At 51.3% G+C, this 17,381-nt stretch carries 9 protein-coding genes; all 9 read right to left on the bottom strand.

Annotated elements, in window-relative coordinates; genetic code table 11:
* Positions 1 to 57: 57 nt before the first annotated feature.
* Positions 58 to 1,689, bottom strand: a complete 1,632-nt coding sequence (locus VIS48_15740; GenBank protein HEY9167606.1) for a sodium/solute symporter — start codon at positions 1,687 to 1,689, stop codon at positions 58 to 60.
* A gap of 254 nt (positions 1,690 to 1,943) precedes the next feature.
* The gene (locus tag VIS48_15735) at positions 1,944 to 5,039 is read right to left on the bottom strand and encodes a glycoside hydrolase family 3 C-terminal domain-containing protein (protein HEY9167605.1); all 3,096 of its coding nucleotides are present in this window, start codon (positions 5,037 to 5,039) and stop codon (positions 1,944 to 1,946) included.
* Between the two features lie 224 nt (positions 5,040 to 5,263).
* A complete protein-coding gene (locus VIS48_15730) occupies positions 5,264 to 7,264 on the bottom strand; it encodes a cellulase family glycosylhydrolase (GenBank protein HEY9167604.1) in 2,001 nt (666 codons plus the stop codon).
* A gap of 109 nt (positions 7,265 to 7,373) precedes the next feature.
* Complete coding sequence (locus VIS48_15725; GenBank protein HEY9167603.1) at positions 7,374 to 8,636, bottom strand: WG repeat-containing protein; 1,263 nt, start codon at positions 8,634 to 8,636, stop codon at positions 7,374 to 7,376.
* Positions 8,633 to 10,777, bottom strand: a complete 2,145-nt coding sequence (locus VIS48_15720; protein HEY9167602.1) for a family 16 glycosylhydrolase — start codon at positions 10,775 to 10,777, stop codon at positions 8,633 to 8,635. The genes VIS48_15725 and VIS48_15720 overlap by 4 nt, the downstream gene beginning before the upstream one ends.
* Before the next feature lie 80 nt (positions 10,778 to 10,857).
* Positions 10,858 to 13,014: a peptidylprolyl isomerase gene (locus tag VIS48_15715; GenBank protein ID HEY9167601.1), complete on the bottom strand. Its 2,157-nt coding sequence runs from the start codon at positions 13,012 to 13,014 to the stop codon at positions 10,858 to 10,860.
* A 27-nt stretch (positions 13,015 to 13,041) separates the two neighbouring features.
* The gene (locus VIS48_15710; GenBank protein HEY9167600.1) at positions 13,042 to 14,496 is read right to left on the bottom strand and encodes a sigma-54 dependent transcriptional regulator; all 1,455 of its coding nucleotides are present in this window, start codon (positions 14,494 to 14,496) and stop codon (positions 13,042 to 13,044) included.
* 13 nt (positions 14,497 to 14,509) lie between these two features.
* On the bottom strand, positions 14,510 to 15,988 hold the full coding sequence (locus VIS48_15705) for an ATP-binding protein (GenBank protein HEY9167599.1): 1,479 nt from the start codon (positions 15,986 to 15,988) through the stop codon (positions 14,510 to 14,512).
* 17 nt (positions 15,989 to 16,005) lie between these two features.
* Entirely contained in the window at positions 16,006 to 17,364 is a 1,359-nt protein-coding gene (locus tag VIS48_15700) for an extracellular solute-binding protein (protein ID HEY9167598.1), read from the bottom strand.
* Positions 17,365 to 17,381: the final 17 nt, after the last annotated feature.

Raw genomic sequence — 17,381 nt, 5'->3', positions numbered from 1 at the left:
TTTTGTTAGTTGTTTATTCACGGCCCGAGTCTGCAATCACGACAGAGACCGCTTTGCTTAGAACCAGATACTCCATAGACCTGCCACCAGCATCAGGATGAAAAGCGAGAACAGCCAATTGGCCCTGACCGAACCGACGGCACCGTCGTTGTTGGAAACAACATTGAATTCCGAATACGACAAATCCATTTTCAGCCTTGCCTCGGACTCTCTGTCGGCTGTGCGGCTCCTGACGAGAAGACTTATCGACACAAAGACCACGGCACTGAACAAGAACAGGAATATCGAAAAGTGGAGGAAGTTCATTTCCACGAACGGCTGCAGCAACCGGCTCCCGGACATGCCCGACTTAACGAGCATCTCGCTCACCATGCGGAACGCACCGACACTCTCTCCGATTATGAGAGTCCAGATGGCTGCCGCCGCACTCCCTTTCTTTTTCATCACGAACGCGAAAAGGAAAACAGCCGCGATAGGCGGGCTCACATATCCCTGGATGCTTTGGAGAAAAAGATATACCTGTGAGTTGATCAGTTTAATCAGCGGTATGCTTAGAATCGCGACTACCACCGTAATCGTAGTGGCCAGCCGACCGACCAGGACAAGCTCTCGATCACCGGATTCCGGGTGCCGGACGCGATAGAAATCGTTTGTCACAAGGACTGCGGTGGTATTGAACGTGCTCGCCAGCGAAGACATGACAGCAGCGAGAAGACCTGAAACGACTACGCCTTTCACCCCGCTCGGGAGGAGGCTGCTCGCGAGCAGCGTCGGGTAAGTCTGGTCCCCGCTCAATCCGGGGAATATCGCCGCCGCAAGAAGCCCGGGGAGAACGAGCACAAAAAGCGGAAGCACCTTTAACGATGCTGCCAGGAGCGAACCTCTTCTGGCATCGTTGATGCTCCGCGCCGACAATACTTTCTGAATGAAATATTGATCCGTCAACCAGTACCAGAATGCGATTATCGGCGCGCCGAACAGGACGCCGGTCCACGGATAATCCGGATCGCTCGCGGACTTGAACATGTGGAAGAAATCAGGCGGAAGCTTCTGCTGAAGCCCCGAAAAACCACCGACATAACTCAATCCGAATGCCGTGAGAAGTACCGCACCCGCAATCAGTACTATTCCCTGGAAAACATTCGTCCGTATGACGGCATTCGCCCCACCGACGATCGAATACAGCCCGGTGAAAAGCACGACGAGAACGGCAGAAGTGTAAATGTTCATGCCGAACAACTTGTAGAATAGTATCCCTCCCGCAAACAGGGTCACGGTAATCTTTGTGAATATGTATATCACGATGGAAATGCCCGCGAAGAGTTTTCGGAGCGACGTATCGAATTTCTTCCCGAGGAATTCCGGTGTCGTCGAAACGTCGGCCTTCATGTAGATCGGGGCGATTACCCATCCGAGGAGAATGAGCACAAAGATCGCCATCAGCTCGAACTGCCCGACTGCAAGACCTCTCGTGGCACCGGCGCCGGCTAATCCAATGAAATGCTCACTCGAAATGTTCGTTGCGAATATGGACATGCCCACGGCGAACCATCCGACATTCTTGCCCGCGAAAAAATAGTCTTTGAAATTCTGATCCCTCTTTCCCGAGTAGTAAAAGCCCATCGCGATCACTACCAGGAGATACGACAGCATGACGATACTGTCTAACAGAGTAAAATTAACGGACAAGGATCGCTCGCATTTGTGTTCACATATATTCACAAACGATGCCGCACTATGCCGTCCATATTGGTGTTAAAGAACAAGTTTTAAGTCGCTGCGAGTCGAGTCCGAAAAACCTTTTATCGGTATGATAAGAAAAGGTTTATTACAATAATAAAACGACAAATACCGGATCTCTCGCCTGATCGACCGATTCGCACAGGGTGAAAATGCTGTTAGTGGTGACGCCCAAACGGAACACGTTACCGTTTCCGTAAACGCTATTTCAGAAGTAGCATCTTCTTGACCGACATGAATTTTCCCGCCCTCAGCTGGTAGAAATAGATTCCACTTGCCAGTCGGCTCGCGTCAAATCTCAGCGTGTAATATCCGGCGTTCTCCACCCTATCGACGAGTGAAGCGACCTCTCGACCCAAAACGTCAAACACTTTCAGGGTCACATAACTTCTGGCTTTGAGCCAATAGCTAATATCCGTTTCCGGATTAAACGGGTTTGGAAAATTATCATCCAGAAAATAATCATGCGGCACCGCATGTACCGGTTCTATTCCCGTTGTCGTGTCCGCGGTGTAAATCCCAAATTCGTAAATGGAATAGCCCCACTCCGTCGCTCTCTGTATGCCATACATCTCGACGAACCTTGCGCGGGTCGACAGAGTCAAGACATCCAGTCCGCCTGTCCCGTCCGTAACATGTTGTGCAACCTGCCAACTTGTCCCATCTGTAGAAACGAGGATCTCGAACTCTTTCGCATAGGCCGCTTCCCACATTATCGAAACCTGGTCGATGTCGTAGACTACTCCAAGATCGACTTTGAGCCACTGCGGATCAGAGAATTGCGAAGACCAGCGCGTTCCTGAATTTCCATCGACTGCATATGACGGCGGATACGACGATGATTCGACGGATGAGGCTGTTGCGGTTTTGTTTAACGCCACGTTCACCGGCGGTTTTGAAATAACGGTGAACGTGTCCGAGCTCTCGTCGTTATCGCTAATGAGTTCCTGGAGGGAATTATCAGGATTCACAATGGCGCTAACTGAATGAGTGCCGACTTCGGTTGCGATCCACGAATTGCCCGCGACGCCAGTATCCGCGCAGAGCAACGCCATCCCACCCGCAGGTATCGATCTATTAAAATGCATGGACTGGCTCACTTTGTTGCCGTCGACATAGAAATCGACCTTCACCTCCTTATCAACCTGGCTTGCCCCGGTCCCTTGATTTTTGACGGCCGCAAGGAACACAATCTTGTCGCCAGCAATCGGGAATCGCGGGAACCACTTCACGTTTGTCACGACAAAATCAGGTTCTGGAGTCGTACCGCTGATCGTGAAACCGCCGAGAAGCGGCAAATTATCCGACGAGCCTCCGACTCTCACGACGTACGAACCCGGCTCTACTTTGTAGGCCGCCGAAGTCGTGTCATAGTAATAGAGATCGTCGTTCGTAAGTGTAAATGTTATCGTTTTAGTCTCACCGGGATTGAGCGAGATGTGCTTGAACCCGCGCAATTGCTTTGTCGGCATCCACAGTCCCGTCGAAGACGTGTGTGAAAGATAGAGTTCGGCTATCTCATCGCCGGCGCGCGAACCTGAATTGGACACATCAACGCTGACATTGATGCTTTGTCCGGCGGGAACGGATGTCGGAGAGACAACGATATTGTTGTAACTGAAATCGGTGTAGCTCAAGCCGAATCCGAAAGCGAACTCCGGCGTGTACCCCATCTCGTCATACCACCTGTACCCGGCACCGTACTCATCGTCATAGCTCAGAGTGTAAGGTGGGAGCTGCGAATCAGATTTTGGCATTGTGACGGGAAGTTTGCCGCACGGGTTGAAGTCGCCGAAGATTACATCGGCAATCGCGTTCCCACCTTCCTGTCCTGGATAGAATCCGTATATCAATCCTTTCATGCTGGAGACACAGGCGTCTACGCCGCACACGCCTCCACTTTCGATCACGCATATCAGATTTTTGTTGACGGCACCTAGTCGGTTTATCAGGTTCTGCTGCTCGCCTGGGAGATCTATGGATCCTCCCACGCGATCAAATCCTTCACCCTCCTGAGTTCCGTCGAGTCCGCCCACGAAGATCACGTACCCAGCGCCCTGAGCGGCTGCGATTGCCGCGGCAAAGCCGGTTGTGTCGCTGCTGTTGATGTCGCAACCTTTCGAGTACACGACATTCGATGTCCCGACCTTGTTTTGTATTCCCTGCAAAGGAGAGACGGAATAGTACGGGGTCACCCAGCTGCTCCCCGAAGCGTCTGTCTGACATACCGCAGCACTCGGGCCAATTATCGCGATCGTCGCGGCAGAATTCTTGTCGAGCGGAAGGATGTTGTCCTGATTCTTCAGCAGGACGAGGCTCCCTCTTCCCGCCTGAAGGCACAGCTGTTGATGCGCCGTGCTATTCACATCGTTGACATCGCCAGGGAGGTAATAGTCCAGCATCCCTGCGAGAATCTTTGTCCTGAGTTCGTCCCTCACCGCTTCGTCTATCGTCGACGTGCTGACCGCGCCCGATGTCACCGCATTCAGGAGATTATCCTGGTACTGCGTATCGCCCATGTCGATTGTGCACCCGGCATTCATCGCTCCCGCGGTATTCCAGATGGAGCCCCAGTCCGAAACGACGTAATAAGGGAAGCCCCACTGTTCCCTCAGGATATTCGTCAGCAGGTTGTAATTCTCGGCACATTTCTGACCATTGATCAGGTTGTATGCGTTCATCACGCACATTGCCCCGCCTTCCTGGACAGCATTTCTAAAGTTCAGACCGTACTCTTCCATCAACAATCTCTGACTGATGGAAATGTTGTTGTTTGTACGGTTATTCTCTTTGCCGTTTACGTTGTAATGTTTCGCAGTCGCGATACAACCAGTACTCTGCACGCCCTTGATGAGCGACGTGGTTATCATGGCACAGAGGTACGAGTCCTCGCCGCCGCTCTCCGGACTCCTGCCGTATCGCGGGTCACGGCAAATATCCATCGACGGTCCTAGCATTTGATGAAATCCCTTCCCGCGGAATTCCTGGCCGATCGCGGTGCCGACCTGCCGGATGATATCCACGTCCCACGTCGCGGCCATCCCAATGCTGACGGGAAAACTTGTTGCATTACCGTACCTGACGCCGTGCGGCCCATCGTACATCTGAAACCCCGGTATGCCAAGCCTCAAATTGTCGGCGGTGTTGAATCCACCTTGAGCGTGCAACTGGAGAATCTTTTCGTCGAGAGTCATCTTTGACAGCAGCGTGTCGATCCGTTGATCAAGAGTCTGAGCTCCCGCGACGCCGCAAAAGACCGCAATCAGAAAATTCAGCACGGACAGATTCCTGCGAGTCATCTTCTTGTTCCTGTCATTTGGATAAAGATGAAAAAGTCATAAATGATGCCGACAAACCACACGAAGCACCATGGAGTATAATCACTCTTCCCTATGATTTGTCGTACGAGAACATCTCTCTTAATAGTGAAATCAGCATTTTTATTCTGTGAATGCAAAATAGACCGGGTGAAAAGTGATTTCCTTCTCGCACGAGTCGATCCAGGACATTCTGCGGCGATTTCTCATTTCAAGAGAAGCATGCTTTTCGTCATGACGGAACGATCCGCAGCCAGCCGGTAAAAGTATACTCCGCTCGGTAAATTGGCTGAGTTGAAAGTTATTGAGTGATTCCCGGGATTCTCCCGCCCTGCAACGAGAGTTTTGACTTCTCTACCAATCGCGTCAAAGACTTTCAGAGTAACATAGCTGACCGCCGACAGCTGATAGTTGATGGCTGTCGATGGATTGAACGGATTGGGATAGTTCTGTTCCAGTTTGAACGTGAACACGTCGTCATTCCGGGATTTGACCGGAGTTGACACGAAGTTGAATGTAAAATTGTTCAGGTTGAATCCGCCGGCAAAGAACTGAATCTTGAAGATATGTAATCCCGAATAGAGGGTGATCCCGGGGACCGTCAGCGTTTGCCACGTCTGCCAGCCGCCGGTGACGGGAACATTGACCACGGAAGTCGTCACCACGTTACCATCGAGTCTCAGTATGAATTGTCCGCCGGACTGATTAGAAGCATACCTCACGTCGATGTTGTATATACCTTGTCTCTTCACGTCGATTGTGTAAAGCATCCATTCGCCGTTCTGGATCCAACCGACATCGTAACCATTCGAAGCCGGGTCGGCACACGGCTCAATGTCGACTCCATCGTTACGATAGCTTCCTCCCTGGTTCCAAGTCGTGCTGGATCCGCCGTTGTTCTGGTAATCAGCATCATTATACGCGTAGCCAATTCTCCCAAGATCGTAATTGTCCGCATAAATCGTCCCCGGGATGGTGTCGAGTGCAAAAGGAGACGTTCCGTTGTCGGTCGGCTGGCGCATCAGCGCATCGGTGACGTCTTTCAGATAAATGCAGTTCTCGAATTTCAGTTTGTCTGCCATCTTCAGGAGTGCGGCAGTGGCAAACGCAACGGAAGGCTTCGACGCGCTCCCCTGCCAGTAATTGAGAAGCTGCTGGTAGTCGGATGTTGTCGGTGTGTTCAACGGACTGGTTGTTGTATTGAACTTTTTCAACGTCCACCAGGACCACCCAATGTCATACTGGTTCATCAGCGCAATGCAGTCTGTGTACCATGAATTTGAATTCTCCCCGGATTCGCCGAGCCACAACGGGACATTGTAAGTGCTTCTGATATTCAGATATCCCTGTATCGATGGGGCGTCGTTAGTGTTCCAGTATTTGTGAAAACTGTAGACCATCTTATTATCCCACGGGGGCGTCAGCCCGGAGAAATCCGTCGCGTAAGTGTTCCCTTCAATGTATACGATGTGGTTTGTATCGACGGCGCGTACTGCAGACGTAATTCGCACGTAGAGATTCCTGAGGGGAGCATTGTTTGAGCCCGCGCCGAAATCCCAGTGCGGCTCGTTCAGGAGGTCGTAACCGGCAACTGCAGTTTCGTTCCTGTACCTTTCCGCGATTGTTTTCCAGATGTCTACCGTTCTGCTCTGTTTAGAAGTATCCTGCCACAGGGACGGCACCGATGAGTTATAGTCGCCGATGTTGTCGCTGTTCTGCGAGCCGGGCGCACAATGCATGTCGAGTATGACGTACATGCCGTACTTCCCGCACCATGATATGACGCTGTCTAAAAGCGCGAAGCCTCCGGGTATGTAAACCCCCGGGGAATCCACCGGCGAAAGAATGTTGTAATGAAAAGGCAACCTCACAAGGTTGAACCCCCAATCGTGTAGCGCACTGATGTCCGACTCCGTAACGAAATCGGAATGGAAAATGTTGTAAAACTCATTCGTGGAATCGACGCCGATGAGGTTCTGAATCGCGTTATGAATTTCTGTCGGAGAATTTGCGAAACCCGACATCAGGAACATGTAGCCTTCCGGCTCCAGCCATCCTCCGATTCCCATTCCGCGAAAATGAATTTCGTTTCCGGATTGATCGACTATTTTCTGTCCGCTGACATTCAGGAATCCCTGTGAACACACTTGCGTGAGAGGGGCAAACACTAATACCGAGATCAAAGAGAATTTGTAAAAAGAATTCATAACGACTCCGTAATTACGACCCGTAAACCGGGACAAATCATTTCAATTATCTTGAAGAGCGATTTACCAATTGTATTCGATCGGGGAATATCCTCGAGTTCTGCCATGTTCATCTCACGCTTTCATCGGAACTACCGTTCCAATATTCCTGACCGTTTTTGCCGATGTAACCGAATTGGCCGTTATATTTCACAAGAGCAATACCCTCCTCGAACTTTGTCGCGCTGTCGTACCTGAATGGGATGACGACCTTTCCGTTCCTGTCGACGTATCCCCAGTGGCCGCCCTTCATGACCGCGGCGAGTCCTTCGTGAAAGTCGTCCGCGCCGTCATAGATCAGAGGGACTACTTCGATCCCCGTTGTGCCGATGAATCCGAACTTGACGCCCGATCCGACCCTCGCTCTCCCGTCACTGAACGAATTTGCCCAGTTGTATTTGATTTCGGTTATCAATTTGGCGCGGCGATTTATATATCCGCGACGCGTTCCACTTCCGACGCAGGCGAACCCTTCATGGAACTCGAAGACATTGTCATAAACAGGATTGACCACCACTTTTCCGTCCCGGTCAATGAAGCCGCACTTGTGACCCTCAATAAAACCCGCCATCCCCTCGCTGAATGCAAATACGAAATTGAAAATGTTTGGGATGACCAGCTTGCCTTTTAGATCGACGAACCCCCAGTATCCGTTCAGTTCAACTGCCGAAAGACCATCGGAGAACATGTCGTCATACCTGAGAGGGATATCATCGTATTTGATTTCGACCGCTTCCTTTCCATCTTCGGTTATGAACCCCGCCTTGTTTTCTTTCAAGACGCCCGCGAGACCGGATTTGAAACTGAAGACTTTCGAATAAATAATCGGGATAACAACTTTTCCAGCTGTATCAATGAATCCCCAGTTGTCTCCTTTTTTTACAGCCGCAAGATTTTCGCAGAAGGAGTTCACCTCATCAAACTCGGGTGGCACAATTATTCTGCCGGAAGGGTCCGAGAATCCCCACCTGCCGTTTTGTTCCACGGCGACGCGATTGTCGGAGACGTCGTATACGTCATCGTAGTCAGTTTTGATCACCAGCTCGCCTTTTTCGTTCACGAGGCCGTACCGGTTTGATGATCGAACACGCGCATAGCCGTTGAAGAACTTGTCGACATATTGATACTTTGGACGGACAACTATACTCTTATCAGCGTCACAAAATCCCCACGCGTCACCCGCGCGGTACGGGACAAGTTTCGTCTGTGACCAAGAAATCATGGGTACGATCGAGACATAACACGTCAGCAGGATCTTCAGTAAGCCCCTCCCCGTGAAGATCTGCAGGCTATGCGATAGAATAGATGCTCTTCTCTTCTCGATGCCGATCATTTCACCAGGACCATTTTTCTCAATCGAGTGATTCCACCGGCCTCGAGCCGGCAGAAATAAACTCCGCTCGGGAGACTTCCTGCATCGAAGACGACGTCATGCTCCCCGGAGACCTGGGGACCCTCGACAAGAGTTCTTATCTCGCGTCCCAGGAGATCGAAGACTTTTAATTTTACGAAACTGCTCTCGGCCAGTCGATAGTTGATGCCTGTCGTCGGGTTAAATGGATTCGGGTAGTTCTGTCCAAGAGAAAAGCCTGTCGGATTGCCGGTTTCCCGCCTGACAGAAGTAGCGGTCCCGATCGAGAACACGGAATCCGATGTGTCCATTACAGAGGTTGCGTTCTGATCCATCACGAGAATCTTGCAGCTTGACGACGGACCCGCGGGGACTTTCCAGCGGTAGACCCCGAAGCCCGCATCGACGCCGCTCTGCACGAGAGAGTAGAACCCGCCCCCGCTTGTCGACAGTCCTATTCGTACCTGGTCGACGAACTGGCTTTGCCACGAAATCTCGACGACGCTGTCGGGCGAAAACTCTTCTCCGCCGTTCGGGTAAAGGAGATTTAAAGAAGGCGACGCACCGGGAGGATAGATGTAAAATCTATTAACGTTAAACTGGCCTGAATTCACGAAGAACTTCAGGTAGTGGATGCCAGACGCGAGTGTAACGGTGCTTGATTGAACGGTTGCCCAGATTTGCCAACCCCCTGTATTCGGAACGTTCATTATGCCGGTGACGTCGACCCCGTCGATCTCGAAATGCATTGAGCCGGAGGCGGAGGTGGACGCGACGCGCGCCGCGATTTGACATGAGCCACTGTCGCTCACGTCCACGGTGTAGAGAATCCACTCGCTAGGCTGAGTCCAGCCGACGTCAAAACCGTCTCCCGAATCGGTACACGATTCGATGTCTACTCCGTCGTCCGGGCGATAGAGTCCGCCCGTGTTCTGAGGATCGGTATCATGGTACGCGCTTCCCTCTCCGCCGAGATCGTAGTTCTCCGCTTCGATCGTTCCCGGAATGCGGGCGGGTGTGCCACCATATGGTGAAGTCGCCGCACCACTTCCAACGATCGCGCGGACCGTATCCGATACGCCGGATGCACCTCCGCTTGCGTAGGCAACGGCGCTCAGCCTGTAATTTCCCGGGAATACGTTCTTCCATCTCATCTCGAACGGGCTCACGTACGTCTCTCCGATCTTCATCGCGTCCTGGAAGAAATCGACTCTACTTATCGTTCCGCCCTGGATCGAGGCATTTGCCGATATTGATATGTCGGAATATGCCGTCAAACTAGAATTGTTCGCCGGAGAAGCGATCGAGACTGAAGGCAACTGGGTCGTGTCTTCATAAACCCTGACATAGTCCACCTGCATCGTTTGAGGAAATGAAGTTGTGCTGTCGGGGTTGCCCGGCCAATTTCCGCCGACTGCGAGATTCAGGATAATGAAGAATTTGTTTCTGAACGCGCTCATAGCCGTCGGCGAAATGTCCACCTGGTAATAAATCGCACCGTCAACGTAAAACTGGATGAGCCGGGACGTCCAGACGACTCCGATCAGATGGAAATCGTCGCCGAACTTTCCGGAGCTCAGTGAGTATTTGCCTCCAGCCGAGGCAGAGCCGTTCTGGTTCCAGTGTAGTGTACCGTAAACGGTTGCATCGCTGAGCGGACTTCCCGTACTGCCGGTTCCACTCCCGCCGATCATCTCCATGATATCGTTTTCACCGCACGACGGCCATCCGACAGAAGAAATGTCATCGCCGAGCATCCAGAAAGCAGGCCACATTCCTTTTCCTGAGGGAAGTTTGATCCTTGCCTCTATCTTTCCATACTCGAAGGAGAACTTGCCCTCGGTCTTTATCCTGGCAGATGTGTAATTGTAGCCGCCGTAACTTTCCTGCTGAGCCGCTATCGTCAGGTATCCGCCTCCCACACTGCAGTTCTGACTCCGGCTCGTGTAATCCTCCAATTCGCTGTTACCCCAGCCGCCGTTGTTGCCGGTCTCGTAGGACCATTTTGTCTGGTCGAGTGAAGTGCTGTCAAACTCGTCGGACCATACAAGTCTGTAGCCCTGCGCGTTTACCAGGACAACATTCATGAACAACAAGACGAATAAACCTGCGACAGTTTTCATAGCCATTCTCCAAGGGAACCGGGCGGCACAGATGATTTCCGATCGAAAATCGAAAATCCGCACGAGATCAGGAACTCTCATCATGGAACCGGACCGGATTTCCGGTCAAAATATTTGACCCAATCGTACCATGGTCCCAGATAAGGAAGTGCCGTAATTCTACCGCCGAATCCGATGTATTTGTAAGTGAACATTGGAATGTCGATCACCTTGATCTCGTTCAGATTCTCCATATTTATGGAGTACCCGTATTTCTTCGCGAGCCCGGCAACATATTTGAAAAATGTTTCGTCGAATTTCTTCTCGAGGACTTCGCTCTTCAGCTCGGTCGCCTCAGCCTCAAAGTCCCGGTCGGTCTTGGTAGTATCGTATCTCCTGCCAATCAGTTTGATTACGGAGTAACCGCTATCCGTAGTCACCGGGCCGTACACCTCACCCGGCTTCATTCTTGATGCGATCCTCCCGATGTCACCGAACGAATAAACCGAAAAATACCCAAACCTCCCGCTGTCGGACCTGGTCCACGACCTTTCCGTATATTTTTTCGCAAGACTCGCGAACTCCTGACCGGCGCTCAACTGCCGGAAGACCGCTTCCACAGTATCGAGACTGTGCGTGAGTATCTCGCGTATGTCGACCTGTTCGCGCTTTCTATCCTCAAGTCTCCTTCCGACGAGTTTGATGATAGAACAGCCGCTATCTGTTTTCACCGGTCCATATACTTCGTTCAATTTCATGCCGACGGCAATCTGCCCGAGCGCGCCTATCGAGTCGACGGAACGGTAGCCGAGGTCTCCGCCGCTCGCTTTCGCCGATGAATTTTCCGTGTACTCCGTCGCGAGCTCACGGAAGTCCGCGCCGTTCTCGATCTTCTTCATGACCCCAGTCAGGGTGTCGAGATTACGACTGAAAATCTCCAGGATATCCACCTTCTCTCGTTCGTTGTTTCCCATGTAGTAATCCCTGACTTCCCAGTCGGTGACATTTACGGAATCACGAAATGAATTCTTGAGCATCTTGGCGAGATAATTGTCAGCCCAGATCTTCACATCCTCTTTCACGTCCTGCAGGTTCTGAAGTCCCTCAACCTCTCCTTCCCTTGAAAGAAATTTATACTGGATATATTTATTGAGATTCGCCATAAGGTGCCGGGCGGTCGACATCAGCGACGGATCTTTCGCGAGATAAGGATAAACGAGTAGACTGTATAAATACTCCTTCAGCGAAACCGGATCATCCTGAGCGTGTACGATTTCTTTTCCGAGGTCGGCAACTCCGAAGTCGGACATTATCCGCATCAGATTTCCTTCGCTCAAGTAAAGATTCCCTTCCTCGCCGAAATCGTTGTCACGCTCTTTCTCCGAGAGGATCGCGGATATCTTCTCGGCGAGGCTCCAAAACATCAAGCTGTCTACGACGGCATGTTTATCGCTGTAAAATTTGTTCAGGTACCCGAGTCCGATCTCTCTCGATTTTCTCATCCTGATTACTTCGATTATCGATTTGTTGTAATCAGGGTCATCGGCGTTCGGTGGAACTCGGTAATCGATCCCCACAACGACGAAGATGAACCAGCCGTCTTGTGTCCGGACAGGCAAGGAATATTGGCCGGGTTTAAGGCGGTACAGGATGTCTTCTACGCGATCGTCTGACATCTGACCATAAGTGATTTTCACCGGAGGCCTGCCGGCGCCGTACTCGACGGGATCCGAATATTTCTCTATTGAATCCGGAGAAGTGCCGTTCTTCAGCTCGTCGTAGTAACCGTAGATGGTCCCCGAGTCAGCGGCGGAAATTATCCTGACGCTCAAGGTCCGTGAGAATCTGGCCAACGCTTCCTGTATATCCTTTTTGTCGATCTTCACTTTGCTCGAGATTACTTTCCTGTAAAGCGCGTCTCTCACGTAAAGGTCTGCGATGATTTCGATAGACTTTTCGTAGTAATCCGTGGAAGCATAACCGAGAGACGCGGCTTCTTTCGCGAGAAGTTTCTCGGCGATAATCGAATAAAGGAGATACTTTTTCGACGAGTCCGCATCTCCCTGGTGAGGAGAGAGATGCGGTACAAGCTCGTACCTGATCTTAAATTCCCGCGCAGATATTTTTTCATCGCCGACGGTTGCGACACTCGTGGCAGTGTTCTGAGAGATCGCAGGAGAACACAAAAGAAAAACGATAGCTGCGGCCAATCCGGAGCACTCAAGCATTACCGTCTTCATATCCGGCCTCTGTCTCATTATGTAATCGCAAACCTTCATATCGTTTCACTTGAGGCCGAGCTGTTTTGCCATCCTGTAATAGTTCGACGGGGCGAGTCCGAGTTTTCTTGCTGCATCCGTATCGGACGAGGAATTCTTTCTCACGTATTGGAAATATTTCTCCCGCATCATCTTTTCCATGTTCGAAAGCGGGAGCGGATGGTTCTTGAAAATCTGTTCCAGATCGTCCGGCGAGCGGGACTGGTCGCCCTCGTAAACGGCTCCCAACGCGTGTTTAGCCTGTGCCGCGCTTACAGTCGACTGGTCGGCAAACAGGATTCTCTGTACCACGTTCTTAAGTTCACGCACGTTTCCAGGCCAGGAATAGTTGGAGAACACGTCGAGAGCATCACGGTCGATGGCGGGTTTGTCCTTTCCCATCCGCGAGCTGTACTGCGCGAGGAAATGCTCTATCAGAACGGGGATGTCGCTCTTACGCTGTGTCAGGTCGGGGACGTGTATATAAATGACGTTCAGCCTGTAGTACAGGTCCTCGCGAAATCTTTTCGCCCTCACTTCCTCTTCGATATTGCGGTTTGTTGCGGCAATCACCCGGACATCGACTTTTATTTTTTCGGTGCGGCCGATCTTCTCCAGCTCTCCTTCCTGCATCACGCGGAGGAGCTTGACCTGCGCCGAAAGCGGGAGCTCGGTGATTTCATCAAGGAAAACCGTTCCGTTGTTTGCGATTTCGAAGAGACCGGGCTTCTTCTTTTCCGCGCCCGTAAATGCGCCTTTCTCGTATCCGAAAAGCTCGCTCTCGACAAGTTCGGAAGGGAGGCCGCCGCAATTGATGGCCACGAAGTTCTCGAATCTCCTGCTGCTGTTGTAATGAATGTTATAAGCCACCAGCTCTTTGCCGGTCCCCGACGAACCGCTGATAAGTATGTTCACGTCGCTCTTTGCGTATTTGGAGATATCGCTCTTCAGCGAGGCGATCGGCTCGGACTCGCCGATTATCCTCTTCTCTTCCAGTATGTCTTCTATGTTCTTCACGAGTCTCTGGTGCGACTTGAGCCATGCCTTCTCGATCCTCGATTTCTCGCTCGCATTTATTATGCTCAGTATGAAGTCGTTCGGTTGGTAGATGTAGTCTATGTCTCCCGGATACTTGGTGCCGTACCAGTATGCGCCGGCCTTTATGAGGCGGTTGGCGAGATTATAGTCGGTCACATTTATCGTCATCTTCGTGATGACTATGATTTGCGTGGAGGGGGCGCACTCCTTGATTTTCTCGATGAGTTTTTCTCCCATCAAGCCGCCGGAAAGGTTGAGGTCCATGATGACCACGTCGTACGACTTCCCCTTCACCCTGATAAGGTCGAGCGCATCGTTGCCGTCGGATACTATATCGGTCAGCACGATCTTTTCGGCGAACGGTTTTATTGTGTTCTCTATTCTGACGACGTCGTACTCTTCGTCTTCGATGAGGAGTACGCTGATTATGTCTTCGCTTGGCATTGTTCGCCCTGTATTAGTTCTTGGCAGTGATGATGAATTCGCAGCCGCCTTCGGGGAGATTCGACGCGTCTATCGTCCAGCCGCAGCGCTTTGCCATTTCGTAGGCTATGTAACAGCCGTAACCGACGTTCTGGAGCGACGATTCCTTGGTCGATACACTTTCCAGAAATAGCTTCTTTATTCCTTTGTCGTTGACCTGGAGTAATTCGGGCAAAATCCCCTTTCCGTTGTCGCGGATGGAAATATATGACGTGCCAGACTCCTTGTCGTTCCTCGTGGAGATGGTGATCCTCAAATCCGACCTCTTTCCGTGGTCGATGCTGTTTTGCACCAGCGGGTCGACAATTTCCCAGATGACAAATTCGTTTATGGAAACAGGAGGAATTTCTTTCCCTTCGACGAACATTATCTCGAACGTCCCGCTCTTTCTCGAGCTTTTTAGGAAAATCTGATTTACAAGAAATCTTATCACTTCGTTTAAATCCGTGCAGAAGATCGGGCTCCTGATGGTTTGCACAGGAGGGTCGTACCATTTCATGTCGTAAATGATCCTGGAAATGAAATTGGCATACTTGCTTACACGGTATTTGACCTGATCGATGTTGGCCGGAGTAAGCGTCGCAAGATCGCCGCGGATGAACCCAACGATCTTCTCCGCCTTATGATGCGTGTGGTATATCCTTTTCGTGAATGTCATCTCTTTCTCGTGTTTCACCTGCTCCTTGATGCTGTTCTCATGTTCCACAAGGAGAAGTTTCTGCGCCTCGTCGCGTCCCTTCACGGAGTATGTGGAGATGAAGTACATCGATAGGAGCCCTAGGGAAATCAGCGACAGGTAGATCAGCGACGTCTGGTCGTAATTCGAGACGATCTCATTCGTAACAAGAGAGAAGTCCGGCGTGTCTTTGACGTATACCGCCCCGACGCATTCGCCGCGGAGTATCAATGGGACGAACGTGTTAAAAGTGTGCCTGTTCGTCACAACGCTCACTATTTGCTGGCTTGCCATAAGCTGACCTCCGAGCTGACCGAACAGTCTTATGGCGTTTGAATGCCCGGAGTTCTTTGTGCCGAAGTCCTTCGGGTCGAGGAATAAAAGTGAGTAGAGCGCTTTCCCGTCGTCAACCGCGTATACTTCGTTTTGTCTCTTCAGCAAGATACACATCTCTTCGGTATTACGCTGAAGTTCCTGCTGGGAGAACAGTATATCGAACGCCTTGACAAGCTTGGTGGACTGGTCAGGGGTCAGGTCGTGTCTGGCGCTGATGCTTTCAAGGAGAAGCTCGAATGAAGTAGTCGTGAGATTTGCAGTCTTCTCAGCCGAATCTTTCTGGTACCATTCCTGCGCGCCGCCGAAGACGGACCTCATCGAGGACTTGTTGACAAGCGATACGATAAGCTGGAATGCAAACAGCGTAACGAATATCACCGTCAGGTGTTTCGCCTGGAGGTGGTGTTCCTTCCACTTCTCCATTATTTTCGTCTTGCTCATGGCACACCTTTTCGATATTACTTGATCAGAATGTTACCACTGTTTATCGCCTCGGTCGCCATCTTCAGCGCCTCGTGGGGCGACATCTGCTTCCTGATGGCGAGATTCAGGTAATGTGAAAGGACGTCCGAGATCCCGGTATATTTCTCGGAGAACGGACGGTATACTCCGTACTTAAAGAGCCCCTCGTAAAAAGCGAGAGCCGGATTTTTTTTCACGAACGACGAATCGGCATACACCGAAGTGCTGGTGGGAAGGCACCCGCCCACCGCATACATAATCTCCTGAGACTGTTTGCCCAGTAGGAAGCGGACGAATTCCACCGACTCCGGAATTTTTGTCGAGAACTTCGATATCATCAGGTTCCAGCCTCCGAAGACATAAGCGGGCTGAGAGCCGACAAGATGAGGAAGCGGAGCGGGCACACACTGAGAATACTGCTCCGGATATTCGCCCTTCAGTCTGTCGTCACGCGCGAAGCCCGGCCACCCGCGGATGAACATCCCGTCGTTCTTCAGGAAGAAATCATAGCTTACGTCCTCCTTGAAGCGCGAAACCTGCTCGGGAGATATACGGTACTTACCAACAAGGTCTACGAGAAACTGGAGTGCCTTTTCGGCCTCCGGGGTTTCCAGCTGCAGTACGCCGTTCTCCAGGATTTGCCTGTGCATGTTCGCGAGGAGTTCTGTGTAAATGCAGACAAGCCCTTCGTAGTCATCCGCCTGGTAAATGAAAAACGGTCCCGGGAGATTTCCGGTCTTGGAGTGAAGCTTGAACAGCTCGTCCCAGGTGACAGAGTTCTCCAGCCGGTGCGTCCAGTACTCTCCGTCGGGAAGACTCCGGATTAAATCCTTTCGATAGAACATTACCGCAATATCGAGGTATAGCGGTGCAGCGATCAGTGAACCGTTTAGATAACATGATCGCGCCGCGTAGTAGTTGAGCGGAGCGACTTTCTCGTCTGGCAGGTAATCGTCGAGCGGGACGCACCAGCCGGCGAACCGCGGCACCCAGATCTGGTCCACTGAAAACACGTCTATCCTGTCGCTCTTGCTCCTGAAATACCTCGCGAGCAGTTCCTTGCGGTCATCGGTGCTGAATTTCGTGAACGGAAGATTTACAGGAATTACCTTTATTCTTCCCTCATGCTCCTTGTTGAAGAGGTCGATTACTTCCTGATATGCTCTGGAGATGTTGTCTGCGAAAGTGATTTCAACAGGTCTGTTCGGACTTGTGTTCGGACCGTCTCCCGGGAATGCATAGAACAGAAGGACGAATGCAACTACCAGGATTGAAGTTATGATCGCGTAAAGGCGCTGGTTTGAATTCAGCTTGAACCGGCCGTCCTGGTGGTGTGGATCGCCTTGTTTCAGCATCTCCTGCCTCGCATTCT

It is taken from the genome of Candidatus Kryptoniota bacterium (assembly GCA_036567965.1).
Classification (GTDB): Bacteria; Bacteroidota; Ignavibacteria; order Kryptoniales; family JAKASW01; genus JAKASW01.
The sequence above is the reverse complement of the archived record's forward strand: the minus strand, read 5'-3'. Positions and strand labels throughout refer to the sequence as shown.